The sequence below is a fragment of the Actinoplanes sp. NPDC049598 genome (genome assembly GCF_040675435.1).
Taxonomy (GTDB): Bacteria; Actinomycetota; Actinomycetes; order Mycobacteriales; family Micromonosporaceae; genus Actinoplanes.
Genome location: NZ_JBFAOX010000007.1, coordinates 140,635 through 162,684, shown reverse-complemented (window position 1 = coordinate 162,684; position 22,050 = coordinate 140,635). Strand labels below are relative to the sequence as shown.

Sequence of the window (22,050 nt, the reverse complement as noted above, 5' to 3'; positions counted from 1 at the left end):
CCACTAGAAGTCGGCCGAGGAGGCCTTGTCGTTGTCGAGGAAGCCGGTGCCGTAGTTGATGTTCGACCAACTGTTGGGGTAGATGTCGGTCCAGCCGCCCGACTTGGTGCTGTTGTAGTTCCCGTGCTCGTAGACCCTCAGCGTCCGGTCGGTCAAATTCACCACGGACGACGCCGAATCATTGAGATTATCGCCGTTCGTGTACTTGTAGTTGCGGAAATCCTGGGCCCGCCCCGTGTATTTCCCGCTGGCCGGGCTGAGCTCGGGCAGAACGGCCACGGTGCCCTTCTTGTCGTAGTCCTTGTAGATGCACACGTACCCGCTCTGGCAGACCCACGCCGCCTGCGCCGCCGCCGGCGACACCGCCACCACCCCGGCCGTGGCGAGCACCGCACCCATCATTCCGCTGACCACCCTGCGCTTTTCCATGCCTCCGAAGCTAACGAGCACGACTTTATTTGCACTTCCCCCTCTCTGAATCCACCAATAAACAATGACCGCAGCCGATGTTCAGTGGCCGTAAAGAGCCGGCTGGTTGACTACCGCCCGGCGGCGATGATCCGGGGAACACGAGCCTTCGGATCCCGCCCCCGGCGAGATCTCCGGCGACGTACTCGGCCTGGGAGCCGTTGACGTTGACCCCGGTCAGGATGGGCGCTGCGCCAACACCCCGCCCTCGGAACGACGCCGGCTTTCATCAGACTCATTGCACTCTCCCTCCGCGTGCTTTACCTGCGGGGGAAGGTAGGGAGCGGCACTGAAAGACCTGTGCACCGACAGTGGACCGGATGAGGACCCTTGATGAGTGACGCGTTCTATTCCCACGCGCGGCTGTACGACCTGATGTTCCCGGGCGGCGGCCCCGCCGTCGACTTCTACCGCGCCGAAGCCGAACGGCAGGGTGGGCGGATTCTGGAGCTCGGGTGCGGCACCGGTCACAAGCTCATTCCCCTGGCGGCCGATGGGCATCCGTGCGTCGGCCTGGACTTCTCGCCGGACATGCTGGCCGAGGCTCGCCGTAAAGCGGACGAGCGCGGGGTGGCGGTGGAATGGGTGCAGGGCGACATGCGGGCCTTCGATTTGGGCCGCACCTTCGACCTCGTCTTCATCACTGCCAACTCGCTGCTGCATCTGCATGAGGCCGACGATCTGGTGAGCTGCTTCCGCTCGGTGCGCCGGCATCTGGCACCCGGGGCACGGTTCGTCTTCGATGTCTTCAACCCGAGCGTGCGCCTCCTCGCCGAAGCCGACGGGGTGCGGCGCCCCCGGGAGTCGTTGTCCTTCACCGACCCCGGCCGGGGAGACGTCAGCGTCGACATCGCCGAGACCTACGACGCGGCCGCGCAGGTCACCCGCGGGACGTGGTATTTCTCGAGCGACGCCGAGCCCGACCTCGCCGTCGCGCCGTTCGAGATCCGGAGCATTTTCCCGCAGGAGCTGCCGCTGCTCGTCTCGCTCGGCGGTCTTCGGCTCGTGGAACGGTTGGCCGACTGGTCCGGCCGGCCGTTCGGATCGGAGGCGCCGCTTCAGATCTGCGTCTGCGAGTCCGCGTGATGGAGGGCCGCCGGCAGGTGGTGGCGACTGCTGATGCCCAGCTTCGGGTAGATGCTGTGCAGGTGGGCGCCGACGGTGCGGACCGAGATGAACAGCTGATCGGCGATCTCCCGATTGCGCAGCCCGCGCGCCGCGAGCTCGGCGACCTGCTGTTCCTGAGCCGTGAGGACACCGATCCGGGCCGTCGGATTGCTGGCCTGCAATTCCCGCGCGGCCAGCTCGCTCATCCGTACCGCCCCCAGCTCCTCGAACCCCCGGCCCGCAGCCGAGAGCAGCACCCGGGCATCGCGCGGCCGGCGCACCCGCCTCAGCCACTCCCCGTAGTGAAGCTGGGCCATCGCGAGCTCGAACGGCCACTCGGCCGCCGCCTCATCCTCGACGGCCAGGCGGAACCGGCGGTCGGCCTCGTCCCCCTCGGCCAGCAGCGCGCCGGCATGATGAAGGAGCAACCCCAGCCGTACGCCCGCAGCCGAACCCGCCGCGACCTCGACGCCCTCGAGAATCGAAGCGACCTCGTCGCGATGCCCGCTGCGGACCGCCGCCGACACCAGCTCCGCGATCCCCCGCCCGGCCAGGAACGGTTCGACGGGCCGCCCCTCCCGGTCGAACATGGACCGCAAATGCCGGTACGCGTCGTCGTGCTCCCCGCCACTCATGGCGGCCAGCCCCGCCGCCCGCAGCAGCCGCACGTGAACCGACCGGTGCTGCTCGACGTCGATCAGCGCCCACGCCTCCCGGACCAGCCGCATCGCCCCGGCCCCGTCCCCCCGCAAGGCCAGCAGCTGCGCCCGCAGAGCCGCCAGTGCGGCCCGCAACACCGGCAGCCCCGCCGCTTCCACCGACTCGGCCACCCGCTCGGCCGTCCCCCACCGCCCCGTATCGATCAGCGCCGCCACCAGAGCCGGATTCGTCTCCCCCACATCACCGAACGCCGTGTCGGTCTCACCCCGAGCCCCCAGAGGCGTATTGGTGCCGGCCGCACCGCCCAGCCCCGGCGCCGGATTCAGGTTCCGCACGGCGGACAACAGGTCGACGGCGAGGCGTGAACGGTCGGTGAGAGCGGCGATCGTCCCCACCACGGCCAACGTCCGCCGGTCGTCGCCGGCCCCGGGCGCCCGCACGGTCTCGCAGAAGTCCGCCCCCGCCGGCCCGTCCGGATCGCTGATCAGCCGCATGAGGGCGACATCGGCCGGGTCGATCTGCGGAGCCACCTCGGCCAGCAGCCCGGCCAGCCCCCGCCGGTGCTCCGCATGCCCGGAGATGGCCGCAATCGAGGCCACCAACCGCGTCATGCCCACCCCGACGGGCAGACCAGCCCTGCGGGCGGCGACAACCATGCCGTACGCGTCGTGCTGCCGCCCCGAACGCGACAAAGCCAACGCCGCGGTGAACTCGGCCGGCGCGGTGAGCTCGGGATCGGCGGTCAGCCGCCGAACCGCCGCGGTGAGCTCGGCCGTCCAATCGGTCGCACCAAGGCGCTGGGTGTCCCCGGCCGCCCGAGCCAGCCGCCGCGCCGCCGCCTCGGGGCCGGCCGACCGCTCGGCCGCCCGCTCCATCGTGACGGCCGCCTCTGCCAGGTTGCCACCGGACCGGAAGACGCCCGCAGCCTCCTCCAACCCGGCCGCAACCATCTCGTCCGGCCCGAAGGTGGCCGCCGCAAGATGCAGCGCCCGCTGCTCCGGCAGCCACCGCGCCAGCCGCTGATGCGCTTGCGCCCGCCGATAGGCCGTAACCGCGTGATAGGCAGCATCCGCCGCCAGCGGATGAACAAACTCCACAGCGGCCCCGATGCGAACTACCACTCCTGCCCGCTCGGCATCCCGCCACGCGTCGCCGTCCACCCCGGCAGCCGCAGCCACCGCACAGAAATCAGCAGCGTTCGGGGCGGTCGCGGGATGAGCGTGCGGGGCTTTCATCCCGGGTGCGGTGGCGGCGGCCAGGTGGAGAAGTAGGCGGCGGGTGGGCTCGGGCAGGGTGGCGATCGAGCGGGCGAAGGCGGGGCGGAGCGGGCCCGTGCCGCCGGCCAGTTCGATAAGGGCGGCCGGGTTGCCGGCGGCGCGATGCAAGGTGAGGGCGTGGAAGCGGCCGGTGGGCGGGTGTGGGCGGAGTTCCAGCAGGCGTAGCGAGTCCTGGGAATTGAGCGCAGACAGGGCGAGGGTGGGCAGTTCGGTCAACGGGGGTGGGAGCTGGCCGGCCGGGGCGGCGAACAGCAGGGTGCGGATGACGCCGGTCAGCCGGAACAGGAAGGTTGCGGCCTCGGGTGGGAGGCGGTGGGCGTCGTCGAGGGTGATCAGCAGGGGGCGGTGCCGGTCGAGCTCGGCCAGCACGGCGTGGGCCGTCCGGGCCGGGTCAGGTGGTGGCGGGGCGGCGGCCAGCTCGAGGAAGGACAGCGCGGACCGGGCGTCGGGGCCGTCCAGGTCGGACAGCTCCCGGCGTACGGCCAGCAGCAGTTGCCGAATCATCGAGAGCAGGTCGGCCGGGTGCAGCGTCACCACCCGATGCCGGCCCAGGTCCCGGGCGAGCTGGGCCGCCTCGGTCAGCAGCCGGGACTTGCCGATCCCCCGCTCGCCGGTGATGACCAGCGGCCCACGGCCGCGCAGCAGGGCGGTGAGCCGGGCCAGTTCGGCCGTGCGCCCGATCAGCTTGGTCATGGTCAGCCGGCCCGGTTCGCGGTCAGCAGCTCCCGCAGTTGGTGACGGCTGCCTACGCCGAGCCGCGGGAAGATGTCGTGCAGATAGGAGGAGACGGTCCGCGGTGACACGTTGAGCGCCCGGGCGATCTCGATGTTCTTCAGCCCGTTGGCGGCGAGCCGGGCGATCCGCTGCTTCTGGGCGGGCAGCCCGGCCAGGATCGCGCCCGGTTCCGGTCCGTCCACTCCGGACCCCGGCAGGTAGCGGCGGGCCAGTTCGGCCTGCGCGCGGGCGCCGAGCCGCTGGAACGTGTCGAGGGCGCCCTGGAAGTACGGCCGCGACTCCCGCAGCCGCCGCTGCCGCCGCAACCAGATCGCGAAGCCGAGCTGAGCCTCGGCGTGCTCCAACGGCCACCGCCGCCCGGCCTCCCCGGCCCCGGCCGCGCGGCGGAACGCCTCTTCGTCCCCGTCGAGCAGCGCCCCGGCATGCCCGGCCAGCATCGCCGTTCGCCGCCCGGCCGGGCGGCACGCACCCACAACGGCCCGCGCCTGCGCCACCCGCCCGGTCCGCACCGCAGCCAACGCCAGCTGCGGCAGCACCTGCGGCCCCAGCACTGGATGCCGCGCCCGCCCGTCCCGATCAAACAAGGTCCTCAAGCAGCCGTACGCGTCCTCGTGCTCCCCCTCCGCCAGCGCCGCCAGCCCCGCCGCCCGATGATGCAGACTCGCCACCAGCCCGTCCCCTGGAGAACCGGAAGGCATCGCCCCCTCACCCCGCCAGACCCCAATGATGCGGCGCACCGCCGGCAAGAAGGAGTCGAGCAGGGTCGCGCCACTCACCGCGGCGAGCTCCTCACCCTCCTCGATCAGAGCAGCCGCCTCCGCCCACCGCCCCCCATCCATCAGCGCCAGAATCAACAGCGGCAGCGCCGTCAGAACGACCCCCGGCGCCTCCTCCCGAAGCCCGATCCGCCGCACCGCCCCCAGATCCGCCGCCGCCCGCCCCGAGTCATCCCACCGCCAGGCCACAGCTCCGGTGAACAGCAACCGCGCCGCCGAGCCCAAACCCCCCTCAACGCCACGACGGCGGCCGGCGCTCGCCCCGCCAACCCGGCCCACCCGGCCAGCAGGATCGACAGCGCCAGCAGCAGCGACAGGGCCGGCCCAGCCCGCAGCAACCTCGGCCCGGTCCGCAGTCTCGTCGGATGCGTTGTCGACCCGGTCGAGCACGCGCGGCAATTGCCGGAAGTGCTCGGCCTCGCCCGACACCATCACCGCCGTCGCAGCGACAGCGGCCAGGTGCATCGTCTCCACGCCGCCCAGCGCCCCATCAAAGATTGACTTCTGAGCAAGCTCCCAAGCCTCGACCGGCCGCGCCAGCTGAATCAGGGCAAAACCGGCGGCCGCGCGCTCGAAGGTCCCTGAGTCGGGCGCGCCGCGGTGAAGTTCGACCGCCCAGGCGGGCTCGCCGGCGTGGTAGGCCCCGAGCACTCCTATGGCGGGCAGGGCCTCAGCGGCGCCAAAGCCAGTGAAGGCGGCAGCAGAAACGGAGGCGGAGGAGGCGGCGGCGGAGGAAGCGGCGGCGGAGGCGGGGGTGGGGGCAGCCGTGGCCAGGTGGGCGCGGAGCAATGGGTGCGTGAAGCGGACCCGCCCGTCGGTGATGGTGATCAGGTTGGCTTGCTCGGCCGGTTCCCAGTCCTGCAGGCCGGCGCCGGCGGCGGAGCGGGTCAGGGCGTCCACCGGCTCCGAGCCGTTGCCGAGGGCGGCCTGGTACAGCAGTCGGCGGGTGACTGGTGGCAACTCGGCGAGCGTTCGGGTGTGGTCGGGACTGATTTCGGGGGCGAGCAGGACCATCGGGTTTCCGGCGGCGCGGCGCAGGGCGTCGCGCCGGGAGCCGGTGAACTGCGGGCCGAGCAGGCGTGCCGCCGTCGTCGTGGTCAGCGGTGGCACCGCATAGCGGCTGATGTCGACGGGTGGCTCGCTGCCGCGGGCGGCCAGCACCAGCGAGACGCGTTCGGTCGACAGGTGACGCAACAATGACGTGAGCAGGCGCCGGGTTTCGCCGTCGAGGGTGTCGGCGCGGTCGATCAGGATCAGCACCGGCGCGGCCGCGGCGAGCCCGTCGAGGGCCAGCACCATGCCGGTCACCAGCGCGGGTTCGTCGTCGGAGCAGACCAGACGGCCGGTGCGAACGAAGTCGCGCAACACACGATGAGGGCGCGCCGGCCCGGACGACACAACGGCGTGGGCCGCGAAGAGGGTCCGCAAGGGCGCGTCCGGAGCGAGGTCGACCACCCGGAAGCCGCGTTCCCCCGCGAGCCGGCCCAGCTCCCCCAGCAGGGTCGTCTTGCCGATCCCGGCCTCCCCGAGCACCGCCAGCGACATCGGCCGACTCGCCGCCGACTCCAGGAAGGCAGCGATCATCGTCCGGTCGCCCGCCGACACCCGGGATACAGCGCACACCGGCTGGTTGCCCGCCAAGTCCGGAGAGGCGCCGCGCACCGGCTGCCCGGCCGCCGAGGTCGACAAGGCAGAAAGCACCGGCTGCCCGGCCGCCGAGGTCGACAAGGCAGAAAGCACCGGCTGCCCGGCCGCCGAGGTCGACGAGGCAGAAGGCACCGGCGGGTGGTGAAAATCGGGAAGCGCAGGCCGCCCGATCATGCGTACGTCTGGCATCGCTTACCCCCTTGACCAGGAAATTCGACCATTCGCGGTCGGGGCCGCACCACGAAGTGAAGACGCAGAACTGATGATCGGGTAGAACAAAAGCTCGACCTGGGGGTGGGCGATGACCGGCGACGCTTCGTTCGGTGTGCTTCTGCGGCAATTGCGGGCCGCGGCCGATCTGACCATCGAGCAGCTGGCCGAGGCGTCCGGGGTCAGCGACCGGTCGATCAGCGACATGGAGCGCGGGGTGAGCCGGCGCCCGCGTCCGCGCACAGTGGAGGCGCTGGCCGACGGGCTCGGCGTGACCGAGGCGGACCGCGTGGCGTTGCTGACCTCGGCTCGCGAGGGCCGCAACGCCCCGCCGCCGGCCCCGGCCAACCGGAGTCCGCTGCCGCGCCAGGTCGCCGACTTCACCGGCCGGGCCGCCGAGCTGGCCACCGTGGCCGCCTGGGCCGCCGAGGGGCGGGAGACGGCGCCGGTCATCGCGATCAGCGGCACCGCCGGCGTCGGCAAGACCACCTTCGCCGTGCGGGCCGCCCAGGCCTGGCCGGTCGACCGGCAGCTCTTCGTCGACCTGCGCGGGCTGGACGCCAAGCCGCTGACCCCGCTGACCGTGCTGAGCCGGCTCATCCGCGCGGTCAGCCCGGACGTGCGGGCCGTGCCGCGGGACGTCGACGAGACCTCGGCCCTGTGGCACAGCCTGATCCGCGGCCAACGAGTCGTCATCGTGCTGGACAACGCGATCAGCGAGAGCCAGGTGCGCCCCGCGCTGCCGCCGCACGGCCCGGCCGTCGTCCTGGTGACGAGCCGGCGTTCGCTGAGTGGCCTGGAGGATGTGCACCGGCTTCGGCTGGAACCGCTTTCGGAGGGCGACTCGACCGCGCTGCTGGCGAGCATCCTCTCCGGCGCGGAGCCCAGCCGGGAGCAGCTGCGCCGTATCGCCGATCTGTGCGTGCACATCCCGCTGGCGCTGCGGATCGCCGGCAACCGCCTGGCCAGCCGGCCGGGCTGGACGGCCGACGACCTGATCGCCCGGCTCACCGCCCAGGAGCGCCGCCTGGAGGCCCTGTCGGCCGGTGATCTGCAGGTCAAGGTGGCCTTCGACCTGTCGTACCAGCAGTTGTCGGGGGTGACCCGGCGCCTGTTCCGCCGGCTGGCCCTGGTCCCCGGCTCGTCGACCGGGGCCGAGCTGGCGGCCGTGCTGGTCGAGGAGCCGCTGCCGGTCACCGAGGACGCGCTGGACGACCTGATCGATCTGAGCCTGCTGCAGCAGCGGCCGGACGGCCGCTTCGACTTCCACGACCTGCTGCGGCTGTACGCCGCGTCGGCGCTGGACAAGGAGGAGAGCGCGGCCGACCGCGCGGCCGCGATCCGGCGCCGCGACGACTGGCTGCTCGACACCGTGATCGTGGCCGGCCGGCACTTCGAACCGGATTACGGCCCGGGCAAGGCCGGCCGCACCGAGGTGGTCGAGCTGACCTCGACCGCGGAGGCCAGCGCCTGGCTGCGGGCCGAGGCCGAGAACTGGCTGCCGGCCCTGCACGCCGCGGCCGAGCAGAACGACCATCAGCGGGTCATCGACGTGGCCGAGGCGCTGCACTGGTTCGGCGACAGCTGGTTCATCTGGCCGGGCTGGGAGGACGTCTACACCCTGTCGAGCCGGGCCGCCGAGCGGCTCGGCGACGATGTCCTGCGAGCCGTCCACGAGGGATATCTGGCCTGGGTCTACATCGCGACCACGGAGGAGAACACCGACGCCGCCCTGGTCCACGCCCGGACGGCCCTGGAGTGCGCCGGGCGTTCCGGTGACCGCCGGCAGATCGGCTGGGCCAACTACTACGTCAGCTGGGCGCTGCGCGCTCAGGGGCGGTCCGCCGAGCAGATCGGCTTCTCGCGGGCGGCCGTCGCCGATCTGCGGGCCGTGGGCGACCTCGAGGGCGTCCCGAACGCCCTGATCCAGCTGGGCATGGCCATGATCGGCAGCGGCGCCGGCGACGACGCGATCGGTATCTTCGAGGAGGTCATGGCCGTGGTCCGGGATCCGGCGACGGCGCCCCCGCCGCACATCGCCCGCCTGTGCGAGCAAGCGGCGCTGACCTTCCTGACCGGGATCGAGGAGACGGCCGGGCGGTGGCCGGAGGCGTTGCGCCGATCCGAGGAGGCGGTCGCCACCACGGCGCTCCTGCCGGATCCGAGCGGCTACATGCTCAAGGTCCTGGCCACTCGCGCCCAGATCAACGTGCGGCTCGGTGACTTCGAGGCGGTCCGGGCCGACCTGGCCACCATCGAGTCGCTGCGGGAGGTCACCGACAACCTGGCCGGCCGCGACAAATTGCTGCGCGGCCGCGTCGAGGCGGTGGAGAAGGCGCTGGCCGCTCACGACGCCACCCAGTCCAGCAAGTAGCGGTTCACCACCGAGGGGTGGGTCCGGCCGAGGTCGTGCGGCCCGTCCGGGATCACCTCGTAGCGCAGGTCCGGGATGAGACCGGGCAGCCGGTGGGCGGTGGCGTCGATCGGCAGCACGGTGTCGGCGTCGCCGTGCAGCACCAGCACCGGCACGGCGATGCGGGGCAGGTCGGCCCGATAGTCCGTACGCACCACCTGGTCGGCCAGAGCCGGGTCACCGGCCAGCTGCGCGCACGCGTGGGCGAGGGCCGTGTCGTCCAACCCGTCCGGGTTGTCCTCCGTGCGCGGCAGAAAAGGCGGCACAACACCGATCAGTACGGCTTTGCGCACCCGCCCGGAGCGCCCGGCGCTCAGGTGGCGTACCGCCGGACCCGTGCCCGCACCCGCCGCGACCAGAACGCAGCCGGTCAGCGACGGCTTCCGCAGGAAGTCGGCGAACGAGACGACGGGGTGACCGGCGGCCGTGAGCACGCGGCGCTGCTCGTCCCACGTCGCGGTGTCCTCGTGCACGAGCACGATCGGGTCCGGCATGCCCCCTATTGCACGCGAGCCGGCCCGGCGGCGCCACGAACTGAAGACGCAGAACCGTGCGCCATCGTGGCCATGGTCAGCGGCAGGCGGCCACTCCGCTCGATGATCTCGTCGACCCGGTCGGCGTTCACCCGCAAGGACAACAACTTCCGGGCGGTACGGAGGTCCGGCAGGCTGACCCGCAGGAGGTGCGCCCCATCGTGGACGGCCAGGTCGAGTAGCCGGTGCCGGGCGGTGACCAGCACCAGGCTGGTGGGCGAGTTCGGCAGCAGCGACCGCAGCCGTACGGTGTCGCCGACGTTGTCCAGCAACACCAGGATCCGCTTGCCGGCGGTCAGACTGCGGTACGCGCCGACCTGCGCAGCCACCGTGTCGGGCATGTCCGGGCGGCGCATGCCCAACCCGTACAGCAAGGATCTCAAGGTCTCACCGAGCGGCTCCGGCCCACTCAGATCGAGGTAGAGCTGGCCGTCGGTGAAGCCGGCGGCGGCGAGATGGGCGAAGCGGACGGCGAGCGCCGACTTGCCGACGCCGGCCGGGCCGCTCAGCGCGACGATCAGCGGGCTGGTGCGCCCGCCGCCGTGCAGGCCCGCGGTGAGCCGGTGCAGCGTCGCCAGCTCGTCCTCGCGCCCGGCGAACAGCGGAAGGTCGGGCGGCAGCTGGGCCGGGTGGAGGCGGGCGGACGGCGCCATCACCCCGAGGTACGCGTTCTGCAGGTCCGGCCCGGGGTCGATGCCGAGCTCGCCGGCCAGCCGCTCCCGGATCGCGCGGTAGACGGCCAGAGCCTCGGCCTGCCGTCCGGCGGCGGCCAGCATCGTCACCAGGTTGCCGTGCACGACCTCGTTGAGCGGGTCGATCTCGGCCGCGTGCCGCACCGCGGCCAGCAACCGGGCCGGCTGGCCGAGCCGGATGGCCAGCCGGGCCGCGCTGACCACGGCGTCGGCGAACTCATTGTTCAGCTTCGCGAACGCCGTCAGGGCGGCCGTGGTGTCGGCCAGCCCCACGCCGGCGAGTCCGTGACCGAGGCGCAGCGCCTCCGCGTACCGGTCGAGGGCCTCGTCGTTGTCGGCCGCCTGCGCCTGGGCGACCAGCTGCCGGAACCGGACCAGGTCGAGCGTCTCCGGTCCGGCCACGAAACGGTAGCCGGTGCCGTGCCGCGTCAGGTAGGCGCCGGTGGCCCGGGGCGGCAGGCCGGGCTCGAGCAGGCGGCGCAGCTGACCCACGTACTTGTGGATGATGTTGATCGCGCTCGGTGGGGAGTCGAACCCCCACAGCATCTCGATCAGCGACGGCAGGCCGATCGGCTCGCCGGCCGCGGCGAGCAGCAGCGCCAGCAGGCACTGTTGCTGATTGGGGCCCGCATCGGCCTCGGCGTCGCCGTGCCAGACGCGCAACGGGCCGAGGACCTGCAGGCGAACTGTCATGGCCCGACGGTAGGCAGCAAGCCGACTGGTCAGACTACGTCGATTGACGTAATGACCCGGGCCAGCTCGGCCCGCGTGCTGACGTTGACCTTCGGGTAGATCCGGTACAGATGGGTGCTGATCGTGCGCGGCGACAGGAACAGCCGCTCGCCGATCTCGCGGTTGCTCAGCCCGTCGGCGGCCAGCCGGGCGATCTGCTGCTCCTGCGGGGTCAGTACGCCCAGCGCGTCGATCGGCTTGCGGCGGGTCTCCCCGGTGGCCCGCAGCTCCGAGCGGGCCCGGTCGGCCCACGGCGTGGCCCCGAGCGCGTCGAAGGTGGCCACGGCCGAGCGCAGCAGGGGCCGGCTCTCGGTGATCTGGAAAGAGCGGCGCAGCGACGACCCGTACGTCAGCTGCAGCCGGGCCCGCTCGAAGGGCCAGCCGGTCAGGTCGCCGGCCAGCGCGGCCTCGTAGTCGCCGGTGAGCACGGCCCGGGCGTAGTCGAGGCCGACCCGCAGCGCCGGTGACTGACTGCGCGCGGCGACCGGCTGCAGCCCGGCCACGATCGGGCGCAGCTCGTCGTGGAAACCGCCCAGCATCGCCGCCTCGGCCAGGTGCCCCAGCAGGTGGAGCTGCTGGTGCGGGAAGTACGCGCTGTCACCGGGATCGAAGACCCGCAACAGCTGGCGGAACGCGTCGTCGGCCCGCCCCTCGGCCAAGGCCGACACCCCCCGCGCGCGCTGGACCAGGGCCAGCATCGGCAGCATCCGGGCCGCGTGGATGACCTGTTCGGCGGCGTCGGCCCGGCGCTGCGAGTCGGCCACGTCGCCGCGCAGCGCCTCGATCAGCGCCGTGATCAGGCTGCCGCCCATGGCCCACATCGGCTGCCCGACCTCGGTCGCCAGCGCGATGCACTCGGCGGCCAGCGGCAGAGCGCCCTGGGTGTCGCCCAGCCCGGCCCGGGCCGCGGCGGCCGTGTTCAGCGCCTGGGCCAGACCGCCGATCCGGCCCTGGGCCCGGAAGTCGGCCGCCGCCGACAGCGCGAACGTCCCGGCCAGGTCGAACGCGCCGACCGCCCAGGCCGTCATGCCGAGCCCGTTGCGCATGGCCGGGGTCAGATCCATCCGGTGCACCAGCCGCCGCAGGTGGGCCAGCCCGGCCGCGCCGTGTTCGGCCGGGGCCATCAGCGGCAGCGCCGCGGTCGGGACCGGATCGTCCTCGTCCAGCCCGAGCGCGGCGCTGACCTCGGTGAACCGGTCGGTCACGTAGGCCGGAACATTCGAGTAGTACACGCGCAGGGCGACATCGGTCAGCGCCTTGGCGGCGGAGACGGGATCGCCGTCGCGGCGCATGTCGTCGATCAGGTTCGCGTAGGCGTGCAGACGCTCCGGCCCGGACCAGGCGTTCGGGTAGTAGCTGTCCCGGATCCAGGTCACCCGGGCCCGGTCGGCCATGCTCAGCGGGGCCTCGTCGATCTCGGCCAGGATGCGGCGCACGGTGTGCGCGTCACCCTGCTCGTGGGCGAGGTCGCAGGCCCAGATCTGCCGGTTGCCGCGGGCGGCCGGATCCTCGCTCAGCTGCACCGCCCGGTGGATGGCGGCCAGCGCGATCGAAACCGCCTGGCGCTCGGTCGCGGCCAGGGCGGACGCGGTGAGCTCCCGCGCCAGCGCCTCGTCGGGCCCGGTCACGGCCCAGGCCCGATGCCAGAGCCGGCGCTCCGGGCTGCCCGCGACCACCTCGGCCAGCGCCGCGTGCACGCGCCGGCGCTCACCCGGCGGGGCCTGCTGGCGCAGCGCCGACCGCAACAACGGATGCCGGAACCGCAGCTCGTAGCCCTCGTCGACGGTCACCAGCCGGGCCGTCACGGCGGGCTGGACCGCCTCGGTCGGCACGCCGGCCGCGGCCAGGATCTCGTCCAGGTCACGGCCGTCGTCCAGCGCGGCGACGAGCAGCAGATGGCGGGTGTCCGGCGGCAGATCGGCGACCAGACCGCCGAACGTCCGCTCGACCCGGTCGCTCAGCGGCAGCGCCGACGGCAGCAGCGCCGCCCCGCCGGACCGGGCCGCCGCGGCGCCCAGCTCGACCACCCCGAGCGGGTTGCCCGCGGCCTCGGCCAGCACCCGCTGCCGCAACGCTTCGGTCAGGCCCAGGGCCGTACGGTCGAGCAGCGCACCCGCGTCGGGCGCCGTCAACGGCTCCAGCCGCAGCTCGGGCAGCCCGGCCGCGGCCAGCCGCCGGTCGATGTCCTCGCCGTCGCGCACGGCCATCACGACCGCGACCCGGTCCGACTCGATGCGCCGGCACAGGAAGGTCAGCGTCTCCCACGTCGAGGCGTCCAGCCAGTGCGCGTCCTCGATCGCCAGCAACACCGGCTGGTCGCCCTCGGCCAGCCGGTCCAGGACCTCCAGGGCCCGGCGGTACGGGGACTCGGCGGTCACCCCGCGCACCAGCAGGTCCAGCCCCGCGTACGGGATCTGCACCTCCGCCTGGACCCCGGTCACCGTCAGCACACGCAGGCCCCGTTCGCGCCCGGCCGCTACCGTGCGCTCCAGCAGCGCCGACTTGCCGATCCCGGCCTCGCCGCGCAGCACCAGGGCCGCGCCCCGCCCCGCGACCGCGTCGTCGAGCAGCGACTCCAGCCGGCCGACCTGGCCGTCCCGCCCAACGATCTTCGACATTCCCCAATCTTGCTACGGCGTGGCCCCGGCCACCGTGATCGGCGACACGGACTACGGCCGCCGTTCCCCCGTGAACAGCGGCCGCTTGCCCGATCGCCTCAGCCCGCCCCTCACCTCGCCCGCCCGCCCGCCCGCCGCAGCCCGCTCGCCCGCCGCAGCCCGCTCACCCGCTCGCCCGGTCGCCCGCTCGCCCGCTCACCCGCTCGCCGGCCGCAGCCGGCCCGCCTCAGCCTGCGAAGTCCAGGGTCTGCAAGCCGGTGCGGCCGCTCGCGGCCGTGGTGAGCTTGCCGTCCTCGACCCGCAGAATGCCGAACGCCCCGCGCAGCTCGAACTGACCCGAATCCCCGGCCGGCACGACCTGCCAGATCTGGGCCGCCTTACCCGGCGAGCAGGTCTCCAGCTTCAAGGGCGCGCCGGCCGTGTCGGCGACGCAGGACCCGGCCCCCGTGTCCTCGTTCCAGAACGGCGGCTTGATGACCACCCGGTTCTTCGCCGCCACCGGCGCCGGCTGGAACGACATCATCGTCGAATCGGTCCGGGTGGTGCCGGTGAAGTCGACGACGCCGTTCTTGCCGACCTGAAGCCAGCGGTCCACCCCGTCGTCGGCGACGTCGAGAATCATCCCGGCTCCGATGTCGACGCCGATCCTCCGCAGTTGCGACAAATCCGATTCTTCCGCCGGCGCCTTCGTCGGCTTCGTTGTCGGCGCCTTTGTCGGCGCGGTCGTAGGCGCCTTTGTCGGCGCGGTCGTTGGCTCGTCGGCCGGCTCTGGCGCCGGCGCGGCCTCCGACCCGGTGGTGACGGCGGGCGGCGCCGCTTCCGTCGGCGTGTCGCTGCACGCCCCGGCCGCCAGAACGCCGGCCACCCCGAGCACGCAGAATCGGGCGACCCGCATGGACTCAGTCACCCACGTGGGCGGCCGCGGCCAGGACGGCCTCGACGGTCACCGACGGGTGCGACACCAGCGACAGGTGCGAGGCGGCCACGTCGAAGATCTTCGAGCCGGCCCGCTCGGCCATCGAGCGCTGCGTGTCGGCCGGGATCACCAGGTCCTCCGTACCGACCACGGCCCAACTCGGCAGCGCCCGCCAGGCCGCCGCGGCCGACGGGGTGGCGTTGGCGCTCAGGGTGATCGGCCGCTGCCCCGCGACGATCAGCGCCCGCTCCCCCTCCGGCAGATCCTGGGCGAAGAGGCGATCCACCGTCCCCTGCTTCAGGTACGCCTCCGCGTCCCCCTCCGGCGCCCCCGGGTAGCCGATGACATCGAGCACCGTCGTCGGGTCCGGCACGTCGAGCCCCGACCCCGACCCACCCAGGATCTGGAAGATGCTCTCCCCCTCGGCCGGGATGAACGCGTTCACGTACACCAGGCCCTTGACGTTCTCCAGGCCCCCGGCCGCATTGCCGATCACCACACCCCCGTAGGAGTGCCCGGCCAGCACCACCGGCCCGCTGGTCCGCTGAGAGACGAAAGAGGAGAGGTACGCCGCGTCCGACGCGACCCCACGCAGCGGGTTCGGCGGCGCCAGCACGCTGAAGCCCCGCCCCCGCAGATCGGTCACCACCGCGTTCCAGCTGGACGCGTCGGCCCACGCCCCGTGCACGAGGACGATCGTTGGCTTGCCCATGTCGTTGCTCCTTAGCCGGGGGTGCATCCGCCCGTTGCGCCGATGCTGTCCCCGGCTTCTGGAGATTTAGTGGACAGCTACTTCAGCAGCCGTTTCGCGAGGCGCTGACGGCCACGTCGTCGTACCACAGGGTGTCGGCGCCTTCGCCGTAGCTCTCCCAGCCGAGCCGGAGGTCGGTCAGGGCCGGGCGCCAGGTGCGGTTGAGCCACTGACCGTCGATGTCGTGGGTGGGGGTGCCGTCCTCGAGCAGGCCGGGGACGGAGGTGCCGTTGAGCCAGGTCTCGATGGTGCCGTTGCCGCCGTCGACCTTGTACTCGACGCAGTTCCAGGTGTTGACCGGCAGCGGGGCGGAGAGGGCGACACCGGCCGGGCTCTGCTCGGGCAGGGTGGCGTCGTCGGAGGCGCGGTTGAACTGCAGGGCGCCGTTCTGGCCCCCGAATCGCAGGTCCCGGTTGCCGTCGGCCGCGTCCCGCATGGCCACCGCGGTGACGTGCGAGGCGGGCAGGGCGGTGGTGTGCCGCACCCAGAAACGGACGTACCAGGCCGTGCCCCCGCTGCCGAGGAGCCGGGTGTTGCGGACGAAGACGTGGTTGCAGTAGCCGGCGGCGCCGTTGATCCGCAGCGAGGCCGAGCCACCGTGCGCGACCGTCCGGTCGATGGCCGCGGTGCCGGCCCCGGAGCAGTCGGGGTAGGTGACGGCCCAGTCCCCACCCGGCACACTGCCCGCCTGATTCTCGAACCCGTCCCCACTCCCACCCGGCGCCGGCGGGGTCGTTGCCGGCGGAGTCGTTGCCGGCGGAGTCGTCGCGGGCGGAGTGGTCGTCGGTGGGGTGGTCGTCGGTGGGGTCGGGGTGTCGCCGCACGGGACGCCGTTGAAGGTGAACGCGGTCGGCGCCGCATTGGTGCCGGAGTACGTGCCCTGGAAGCCGAACCGGGTGGACGCCCCGGTCGCCAGCGGCCCGTTCCAGCCGACACTGGCCGCGGTGACGACCGCGCCCGACTGGGTGACCGTGGCGTTCCAGGCGTTGGTGACCCGCTGGTCCCCGGCGAAGGTCCAGGACAACGTCCACGACGTGACCGGCGCACCGCCGTTGGTGACCTGGACGTCGGCCGTGAAGCCGGTCGACCACTGATTGGCCGTCCACCCGACCGTGCACGCGGCCGCGGCCGTCGCAGCCGGCGCTCCGACCGCCACGACCCCCGCCGCCACCAGCACTCCCGCCGCCGCACCAGCGACGTACCGACCTCTCATGGCTGCCTCCAGTCTTCGTGGGAGCGCTCCCACATATCGATGACTGTAGTTCCAATCAGCATGCTTGAGAAGCCATCAGCGGTTCTCGGCCGCTGACGCGCTCCAGGCGATCAGCGGCTGCAGGGCGCGAATCAACTCAGCCCCCTGGGGCGACGGCGTGTAGAGGATCTGCACGGGAGTGGACGGGATGACCTCCTGCCGGATCAGCTTGCAGCTCTCAAGCTCCTTGAGCCGCTGAGCCAGCAAACGGTCGGAGATCCGCGGCGCGAGCGCCCGGTATTCGGTGAAGCGGCGCGCGCCCTGCGCCCCGGCCAGGAGCCTCGAAGCCGACCACCGCATCGTCGCCCACCTGCTCGACGAGATCGAATCCGCCGCCCACCACCTGGACGAGCCCCGCGCGCGAACCCACCTCGCCACGGCCCTCACCGAACTGTCCACCCACCTGCTGGACCATCTCACCCGCGAAGAGCAGGCCCTGGCCCCAGTACTCAGCACGTGGCAGCGCTGGCCCGCCGCGTGAGGACCGTCAGGCCGCGGCCAGGACGTCGACCACGAATCGCAGGGCGCCGGCCGGCTGACCGCCCGCCGGCTTCTCGCCGTACGCCTGCTCGGCCGGGATGTCCAGCTGGACCCGGCTGCCGACCTTGACCCCGAGCAGCCCCTTGTCCCAGCCCGGAATGACCTCGCCCCCGCCGATCCGGAAGCTGAACGGCTCGGACCGGCTCCACGACGAGTCGAACTCCTTGCCGTCGGCGTAGGTGACACCCACGTAGTTCACGCTGATCGTCTGCCCCGCCTCGACCGCGGCCCCCGTGCCCGGCACCAGCGTCGTCGTCTTGAGCCGGCTGACCGCACCCGTGCCCGCAGCCACGGCCGGCTTCTTACCCAGCGCCGGATCGGCCCCCGCCGGAAGCGGCGGAAACGCCGCCGCACTGGGCACGGCCGCGCTGGCCTCAGTACTCGCCCCCGTCGCCGCCGGCTCCGGCTCCGACGACGCGCTGTTGATCCACACGAACAGCCCGACCAGCAGAGCCACCACAACCACAGCGGCCCCGGCCACGGTCAGCACGCGGAGGCGCTTGGCCCTCGCACGGGCACGCGCCTTGGCCGCTTTGGCCTCGGCCCGCTTCTCGGCCTTCGTCTTAAGGGGACGCACTACAGAATCGGGCACCGTCCGACAATACGACACCGCGACTCCCGCCGATGGCCCTCCAACGCCCCACCCCGAAATTCCCGCCATGACCGAGACGTCGCCGACCCGATCGCCAACCGGCTGCGCAGCGTCCGGGCCGCCCCGGTCGACGCGCTGTTCATCGACGACACCCCGGAACACGTCGACGCCGCGGCACCACTGGGCATGGGCAGCGACCTGCACACCGACACCAGCGGGACCCTCACCCGCGTCGAGACGTTCGTTACTCGAGGCCGTCCCGCGAGATCGGGGCCCCGATCCGGAAATCGTGGAACGTGACCTCCAGCCCCTCGCGCTCCGGCGAGCAGCCCATGACCCCGACGTCGACGGTTTCCGGCAGGTCCAGGTATCCGAGGCGGGCCAGATGCCAGGAGCCGTCCGGGGTGGCGTGATGCACGCACACCGCGGAGCCGAAGCGGGTCAGGCGCAACGTCAGCTCGCCGTTGTGGCCGGGCAGCGGGACCACCGACAGGTCGGAGTCGTCCCGGGTGAGGACGGTGCTCAGCTGCACGGCGCCCGAGGTGACCTCGAGCCCGGTCTTCAGCCAGGTCCGCTCGCCCGCCCGCACCATCAGGCCACCCTGGTCGAACCGCGTGGCCGCCGCAGCCGACACGGTCACCTCCGCGGTGAAGTCACCGGCGACCGGGCGGTGGTAGAAGTGACCGTTGTCGGTGACGTAGCCGTAGAACGTCTTCCGCCAGAAGTCAGTCTTCAGCCCCGTCCGAACGCGGATCACACCGTCCTGCTCGGACCACTCCGGCGGCTCGTTGAGCCACGACATCCCCGTCGACATCGCGTCATCCTATGGCAACTGGTGGTGGGACGAGCCGCACTGGGCGTCAGCTCTCATAGAGCAGCCGTCGATCGGGCGAGCTGCCGTCATCTCCGGCCACGCCTGAGGGAGGTGGTCAGCGGAGTTGGCCGGCGGCCAGGCCGGACTGGACCTGGCGGTGGAAGAGGAGGTAGGCGATCAGGACGGGGAGCATGGCGATGGTCATGCCGGCGAAGAGGCCGCTGAAGTCGCCGGCGTAGCCCTCGCTGACGGCCAGGGCGGTCAGGCCCTGGGCCAGGACCCATTTCTGGTCGGCGTCCTCGCCTTGCATCAGGACTATGGGGAGGACGTACTGGTTCCATTGGAAGAGGAAGTTGAAGATGCCTACGCCGACCAATCCGGGGCGGGCCATGGGGAGCATTATCCGGAGGAAGAGGGTGAAGTGGCCGCAGCCGTCGACCAGGGCGGCCTCGGCGACCGAGGTGGGCAGGGTGCGGAAGAAGGCGGTCAGGAAGAAGACCGTGAAGGGCAGGGAGTACGCGGCGTAGACCAGGGTCAGGCCGGGGAGGGTGCCGAGCAGGCCCAGGTTGCGGACTACGAAGAAGAGCGGCACCAGGGCCAGGAAGACGGGGAACATCATGCCGCCGGCGAAGGCGAAGTAGACGAGGCGGCGGCCGCGGAAGTGGTAGCGGGCCAGGACGTACGCGGCCATGGCGCCCAGCAGCATGGTCAGGGTGAGGGCGCCGGTGACGACGATGGCGCTGTTCAGGAAGTAGCGGCCGATGTGGGCCTCGTTCCAGGCGCGGGACCAGTTCTCCCAGCGCAGCGAGGACGGCAGGGTCCACGGGCTGGTGAGGATCTCGTTGTCGCTTTTGAACGAGCTCATGATGGCCCACAGCAGCGGCAGCGTGGTGAGAAGGGCCCACAAGACAAGAAAGACGTGCGACAAAACGGGCATGGAGGAGCGAGGCGGCGACGACTCCACGACAGAAGGCCGGGCGCGGGTGAGTACAGCCATTCACAACTCCACCCGGTCGCGCCGCGTGACCCGCAGGAACATGGCGGCCACGGTGAGAGTCAGGAAGAACATGGCAACACCGATGGCCGAGGCATAACCGAACTGGCCGTCGGCGAAGGCGGTCTTGTACAGCCGCAACCCCACCACGTCCGACGAGGACGACGGGCCGCCGTCGGTGATGATCTGGACGATGGCGAAGCCGTCGATGGCGATGATGGCGAGGTAGACCCAGGCGACCTGGATGGTGTCCCAGACCAGGGGCACGGTCAGCCGTACGAGCGTGGTGAGCCGGTTCGCGCCGTCGAGCAGCGCGGCCTCGTACAGGTCGCGGGGTATCGATTGCATGGCCGCGCTGAACAGGACCACGTAGAAACCCACGTTCATCCAGATCATCACGGCCATCACGCACCAGAACGAGAAGCGGGGATCGCCCAGCCACGCCACCGCTAGCCCGTCCAGCCCGACCGCCCGCAGGAAGCCGTTGACCATGCCGGTGTGCGGGGCGTAGGCCTCCTTCCAGAGCACGCCGACGATGGCCACCGACAGCACCTGCGGGAAGAAGTAGACGACCCGGTAGAAACCGGCCCCGGCGACGCCGTGCACGCCGGCCCGGTCGGCCCGGCCACCCACGCTGATCATCGAGGCGAAGAAGAGCCCGAGCAGGATCGTGATCACCGGTAGGAGCAGGAGAAGCCAGCCGTTGTGCCGCAACGCGTTCCAGAAGTAGCCGTCGCCGGCCAGCCGCCGGAAATTGTCCAGCCCGATGAAGTCGTACGTCGGGGACAGCCCGCTCCAGTTGGTGCCCGCGATTTGGAACGCCTGCGCATAGGGCGAGACGACGAAGATCCCGTACAGCAGCAGGGGTGGAATGAGGAAGGCGGCGATGAACAGGCGTTTGCCGCGCACGTCAGGACCGCTTGTATTTCTTGATCGCGGAGTCCTGGGCGAACTCGTCGGCCGACTTCTGGATTTTGTCGCACCACTGGGTGGCGTTGATGCGTTTGGCGTAGAGCTCGGCGCTGGCCGCGTCGACCCGTTCCCGTTCGAGCTTGCGGTAATAGGACGAGTAGAGCCAGGTGAACGCGGTGCCCTGGGAGGCATCGATCAGTTTCTGAACCGAAGCGAGGCCCGGCCCGAGGTCGATGCCGGCGCCGGCGCCTTGCACAGCGGTGAGGCTGCTGACCTTCCGGGTGAAGTCGGAGACGCCTTTCTGCGACAGCATGACCCGCAGATAGTCGAGGCCACCGCGCACGTTCTTGCCCTTGGACGGCACGACGAACGGCTCGCTGCCGGTGCCGCGGAACGCCGCGTACGGCATCTTGTCGCCGGTGGTGAGCGACGGTGTCGGCGCGACGGCCATTCGAAAGTCGGGCGGGGTGACCGCCTTCTGCTCGTTCTCCAGCCACGAGCCGCAGGAGACGAACGCGGCGTGACCCCGGGACCATTCGGTCTGCGATTGGATGTGGTCCATGCCCTCGGCCCCGGGCTGCAGGAAGCCGTCGACCGCGAGTTGGTAATACGCCTCGGCGGCCGTCTTGACCGCCTCGTGTTTCCAGGCGTTCGGCTCGAGATTGTCGATGGCCTTGATGACGTCGATCCCGCCCAGCTTGCCCGCGGCGGCGATGATCGGCCAGCTCATGTACCGCGCATGCTTGCCCGGATAGGTCCACGGCGCGATGCCGGCCGCCTTGATCTGCTTGCACAGGGCGATCATGTCGTCCCAGGTCTTCGGGTACGCCCACCCTCTGGCGTCGAACAGCTTCTGCGAATACCAGATGCCGTACGCGGAATAGGCGTAATTCAAGGACAGGAACTTCCCGTCGTACGAGCCGACGTCGACGATTCCGGGCAGCAGAGTGTCCCGTACCTTCTTGTTCGGATCGTCGATGGACGGCGCGTCGAGCAACTCGCCCAGATCGGCCAGCGCGCCCTGTGACACCAGGCCGTTGAAGTCGATCTGGCTGCCGCCCGAGTTGTTGACCACGTCCGGCGGGTCGCCGGCCACGAACCGCGGCTGCAGCGTCTCGGCGATCTGCTGGGTGGCCGAGTGCTTGATCTCCGCCTTGGGGTGGCGCTCCTTGTACATCGCCTCGTGCGCTTTCGCGTACTCCTCACCGAACCCGCCGTTGAAGATGACCACCTCGAGCGGCGCGTCCTCCTTCACGCCGAGCGGGTTATTCGCGCTGGTCTCGCCCTTCGAAGAGGAGGAGTCGTCGGAGGAGTCCCCGCCCATGGCGCAACCACCGAGGGCGCCGGCAGCCGCCACGCCCGCCGCGCCCTGCAAGATCCCGCGCCGGCTGATGTGTCCCATGGTTCGCAC

The 22,050-nt window shown here is 71.7% G+C and carries 18 protein-coding genes; 3 read left to right on the top strand and 15 right to left on the bottom strand.

All coding sequences use genetic code 11. The features are described 5' to 3' along the window. Positions 1-3: 3 nt before the first annotated feature. Positions 4-429: a peptidase inhibitor family I36 protein gene (locus AB0J66_RS18345; RefSeq protein WP_364661605.1), complete on the bottom strand. Its 426-nt coding sequence runs from the start codon at positions 427-429 to the stop codon at positions 4-6. A gap of 372 nt (positions 430-801) precedes the next feature. On the opposite strand from AB0J66_RS18345, the gene AB0J66_RS18340 reads away from it, so the two are divergent. Then, entirely contained in the window at positions 802-1,554 is a 753-nt protein-coding gene (locus AB0J66_RS18340) for a class I SAM-dependent methyltransferase (RefSeq protein ID WP_364661603.1), read from the top strand. Here AB0J66_RS18340 and AB0J66_RS18335 read toward each other — a convergent pair. Further along, complete coding sequence (locus tag AB0J66_RS18335) at positions 1,527-4,205, bottom strand: AAA family ATPase (protein WP_364661601.1); 2,679 nt, start codon at positions 4,203-4,205, stop codon at positions 1,527-1,529. The two genes, AB0J66_RS18340 and AB0J66_RS18335, sit on opposite strands and share 28 nt — an antisense overlap. A gap of 2 nt (positions 4,206-4,207) precedes the next feature. Further along, on the bottom strand, positions 4,208-6,859 hold the full coding sequence (locus AB0J66_RS18330; protein WP_364661599.1) for a LuxR family transcriptional regulator: 2,652 nt from the start codon (positions 6,857-6,859) through the stop codon (positions 4,208-4,210). Positions 6,860-6,971: 112 nt separating this feature from the next. Here AB0J66_RS18330 and AB0J66_RS18325 point away from each other — a divergent pair, with 112 nt between their 5' ends. Beyond that, complete coding sequence (locus AB0J66_RS18325) at positions 6,972-9,254, top strand: helix-turn-helix domain-containing protein (protein WP_364661596.1); 2,283 nt, start codon at positions 6,972-6,974, stop codon at positions 9,252-9,254. On the opposite strand, the gene AB0J66_RS18320 is transcribed toward AB0J66_RS18325, so the two are convergent. The 7 genes from AB0J66_RS18320 to AB0J66_RS18290 all read right to left on the bottom strand — a co-directional run bounded on the left by AB0J66_RS18320 (position 9,227) and on the right by AB0J66_RS18290 (position 17,087). Beyond that, entirely contained in the window at positions 9,227-9,787 is a 561-nt protein-coding gene (locus tag AB0J66_RS18320) for an alpha/beta hydrolase (protein ID WP_364661594.1), read from the bottom strand. The genes AB0J66_RS18325 and AB0J66_RS18320 overlap by 28 nt on opposite strands. Positions 9,788-9,792: 5 nt before the next feature. Beyond that, the gene (locus tag AB0J66_RS18315; protein ID WP_364661592.1) at positions 9,793-11,211 is read right to left on the bottom strand and encodes a BTAD domain-containing putative transcriptional regulator; all 1,419 of its coding nucleotides are present in this window, start codon (positions 11,209-11,211) and stop codon (positions 9,793-9,795) included. A 29-nt stretch (positions 11,212-11,240) separates the two neighbouring features. Further along, positions 11,241-13,868 carry an AAA family ATPase gene (locus AB0J66_RS18310; RefSeq protein WP_364661589.1) on the bottom strand — a complete coding sequence of 876 codons (2,628 nt, stop codon included), beginning with the start codon at positions 13,866-13,868 and terminating at the stop codon, positions 11,241-11,243. Between the two features lie 226 nt (positions 13,869-14,094). Next, entirely contained in the window at positions 14,095-14,763 is a 669-nt protein-coding gene (locus AB0J66_RS18305; protein WP_364661586.1) for a hypothetical protein, read from the bottom strand. Positions 14,764-14,767: 4 nt separating this feature from the next. Next, the gene (locus tag AB0J66_RS18300; protein ID WP_364661584.1) at positions 14,768-15,496 is read right to left on the bottom strand and encodes an alpha/beta hydrolase; all 729 of its coding nucleotides are present in this window, start codon (positions 15,494-15,496) and stop codon (positions 14,768-14,770) included. 82 nt (positions 15,497-15,578) lie between these two features. Continuing rightward, positions 15,579-16,748, bottom strand: a complete 1,170-nt coding sequence (locus AB0J66_RS18295) for a cellulose-binding domain-containing protein (protein WP_364661581.1) — start codon at positions 16,746-16,748, stop codon at positions 15,579-15,581. A gap of 75 nt (positions 16,749-16,823) precedes the next feature. Then, positions 16,824-17,087, bottom strand: coding sequence for a winged helix-turn-helix transcriptional regulator (locus AB0J66_RS18290; protein WP_364661578.1), 264 nt, complete (start codon positions 17,085-17,087; stop codon positions 16,824-16,826). Here AB0J66_RS18290 and AB0J66_RS18285 point away from each other — a divergent pair. After that, on the top strand, positions 17,032-17,268 hold the full coding sequence (locus tag AB0J66_RS18285) for a hemerythrin domain-containing protein (RefSeq protein WP_364661576.1): 237 nt from the start codon (positions 17,032-17,034) through the stop codon (positions 17,266-17,268). The two genes, AB0J66_RS18290 and AB0J66_RS18285, sit on opposite strands and share 56 nt — an antisense overlap. A 6-nt stretch (positions 17,269-17,274) precedes the next feature. Here AB0J66_RS18285 and AB0J66_RS18280 read toward each other — a convergent pair whose 3' ends face one another. The 5 genes from AB0J66_RS18280 to ngcE all read right to left on the bottom strand — a co-directional run bounded on the left by AB0J66_RS18280 (position 17,275) and on the right by ngcE (position 22,041). Then, the gene (locus AB0J66_RS18280; protein WP_364661574.1) at positions 17,275-17,919 is read right to left on the bottom strand and encodes an FKBP-type peptidyl-prolyl cis-trans isomerase; all 645 of its coding nucleotides are present in this window, start codon (positions 17,917-17,919) and stop codon (positions 17,275-17,277) included. 244 nt (positions 17,920-18,163) lie between these two features. Next, positions 18,164-18,733 (bottom strand): DUF1349 domain-containing protein, encoded by a 570-nt coding sequence (locus tag AB0J66_RS18275; protein ID WP_364661571.1) that lies wholly within the window; start codon positions 18,731-18,733, stop codon positions 18,164-18,166. Positions 18,734-18,848: 115 nt separating this feature from the next. Next, the gene (locus AB0J66_RS18270) at positions 18,849-19,670 is read right to left on the bottom strand and encodes a carbohydrate ABC transporter permease (RefSeq protein ID WP_364662176.1); all 822 of its coding nucleotides are present in this window, start codon (positions 19,668-19,670) and stop codon (positions 18,849-18,851) included. A gap of 60 nt (positions 19,671-19,730) precedes the next feature. Continuing rightward, the gene (locus AB0J66_RS18265; protein ID WP_364661568.1) at positions 19,731-20,636 is read right to left on the bottom strand and encodes a sugar ABC transporter permease; all 906 of its coding nucleotides are present in this window, start codon (positions 20,634-20,636) and stop codon (positions 19,731-19,733) included. A gap of 1 nt (position 20,637) precedes the next feature. Further along, on the bottom strand, positions 20,638-22,041 hold the full coding sequence (gene ngcE / locus AB0J66_RS18260) for an N-acetylglucosamine/diacetylchitobiose ABC transporter substrate-binding protein (RefSeq protein ID WP_364661566.1): 1,404 nt from the start codon (positions 22,039-22,041) through the stop codon (positions 20,638-20,640). Between the last annotated feature and the right edge of the window lie 9 nt (positions 22,042-22,050).

Bases quoted from the DNA above. Each gene is read 5' to 3' on its own strand.
- AB0J66_RS18320 (WP_364661594.1), bottom strand. From the start codon at position 9,787: ATGCCGGACCCGATCGTGCTCGTGCACGAGGACACCGCGACGTGGGAC.
- AB0J66_RS18330 (WP_364661599.1), bottom strand. From the start codon at position 6,859: ATGCCAGACGTACGCATGATCGGGCGGCCTGCGCTTCCCGATTTTCAC.
- AB0J66_RS18300 (WP_364661584.1), bottom strand. From the start codon at position 15,496: ATGGGCAAGCCAACGATCGTCCTCGTGCACGGGGCGTGGGCCGACGCG.
- AB0J66_RS18310 (WP_364661589.1), bottom strand. From the start codon at position 13,868: ATGTCGAAGATCGTTGGGCGGGACGGCCAGGTCGGCCGGCTGGAGTCG.
- AB0J66_RS18305 (WP_364661586.1), bottom strand. From the start codon at position 14,763: ATGCGGGTCGCCCGATTCTGCGTGCTCGGGGTGGCCGGCGTTCTGGCG.
- AB0J66_RS18340 (WP_364661603.1), top strand. From the start codon at position 802: ATGAGTGACGCGTTCTATTCCCACGCGCGGCTGTACGACCTGATGTTC.
- AB0J66_RS18335 (WP_364661601.1), bottom strand. From the start codon at position 4,205: ATGACCAAGCTGATCGGGCGCACGGCCGAACTGGCCCGGCTCACCGCC.
- AB0J66_RS18275 (WP_364661571.1), bottom strand. From the start codon at position 18,733: ATGTCGACGGGGATGTCGTGGCTCAACGAGCCGCCGGAGTGGTCCGAG.
- ngcE (WP_364661566.1), bottom strand. From the start codon at position 22,041: ATGGGACACATCAGCCGGCGCGGGATCTTGCAGGGCGCGGCGGGCGTG.
- AB0J66_RS18315 (WP_364661592.1), bottom strand. From the start codon at position 11,211: ATGACAGTTCGCCTGCAGGTCCTCGGCCCGTTGCGCGTCTGGCACGGC.
- AB0J66_RS18345 (WP_364661605.1), bottom strand. From the start codon at position 429: ATGGAAAAGCGCAGGGTGGTCAGCGGAATGATGGGTGCGGTGCTCGCC.
- AB0J66_RS18325 (WP_364661596.1), top strand. From the start codon at position 6,972: ATGACCGGCGACGCTTCGTTCGGTGTGCTTCTGCGGCAATTGCGGGCC.
- AB0J66_RS18295 (WP_364661581.1), bottom strand. From the start codon at position 16,748: ATGAGAGGTCGGTACGTCGCTGGTGCGGCGGCGGGAGTGCTGGTGGCG.
- AB0J66_RS18290 (WP_364661578.1), bottom strand. From the start codon at position 17,087: ATGCGGTGGTCGGCTTCGAGGCTCCTGGCCGGGGCGCAGGGCGCGCGC.
- AB0J66_RS18270 (WP_364662176.1), bottom strand. From the start codon at position 19,670: ATGCCCGTTTTGTCGCACGTCTTTCTTGTCTTGTGGGCCCTTCTCACC.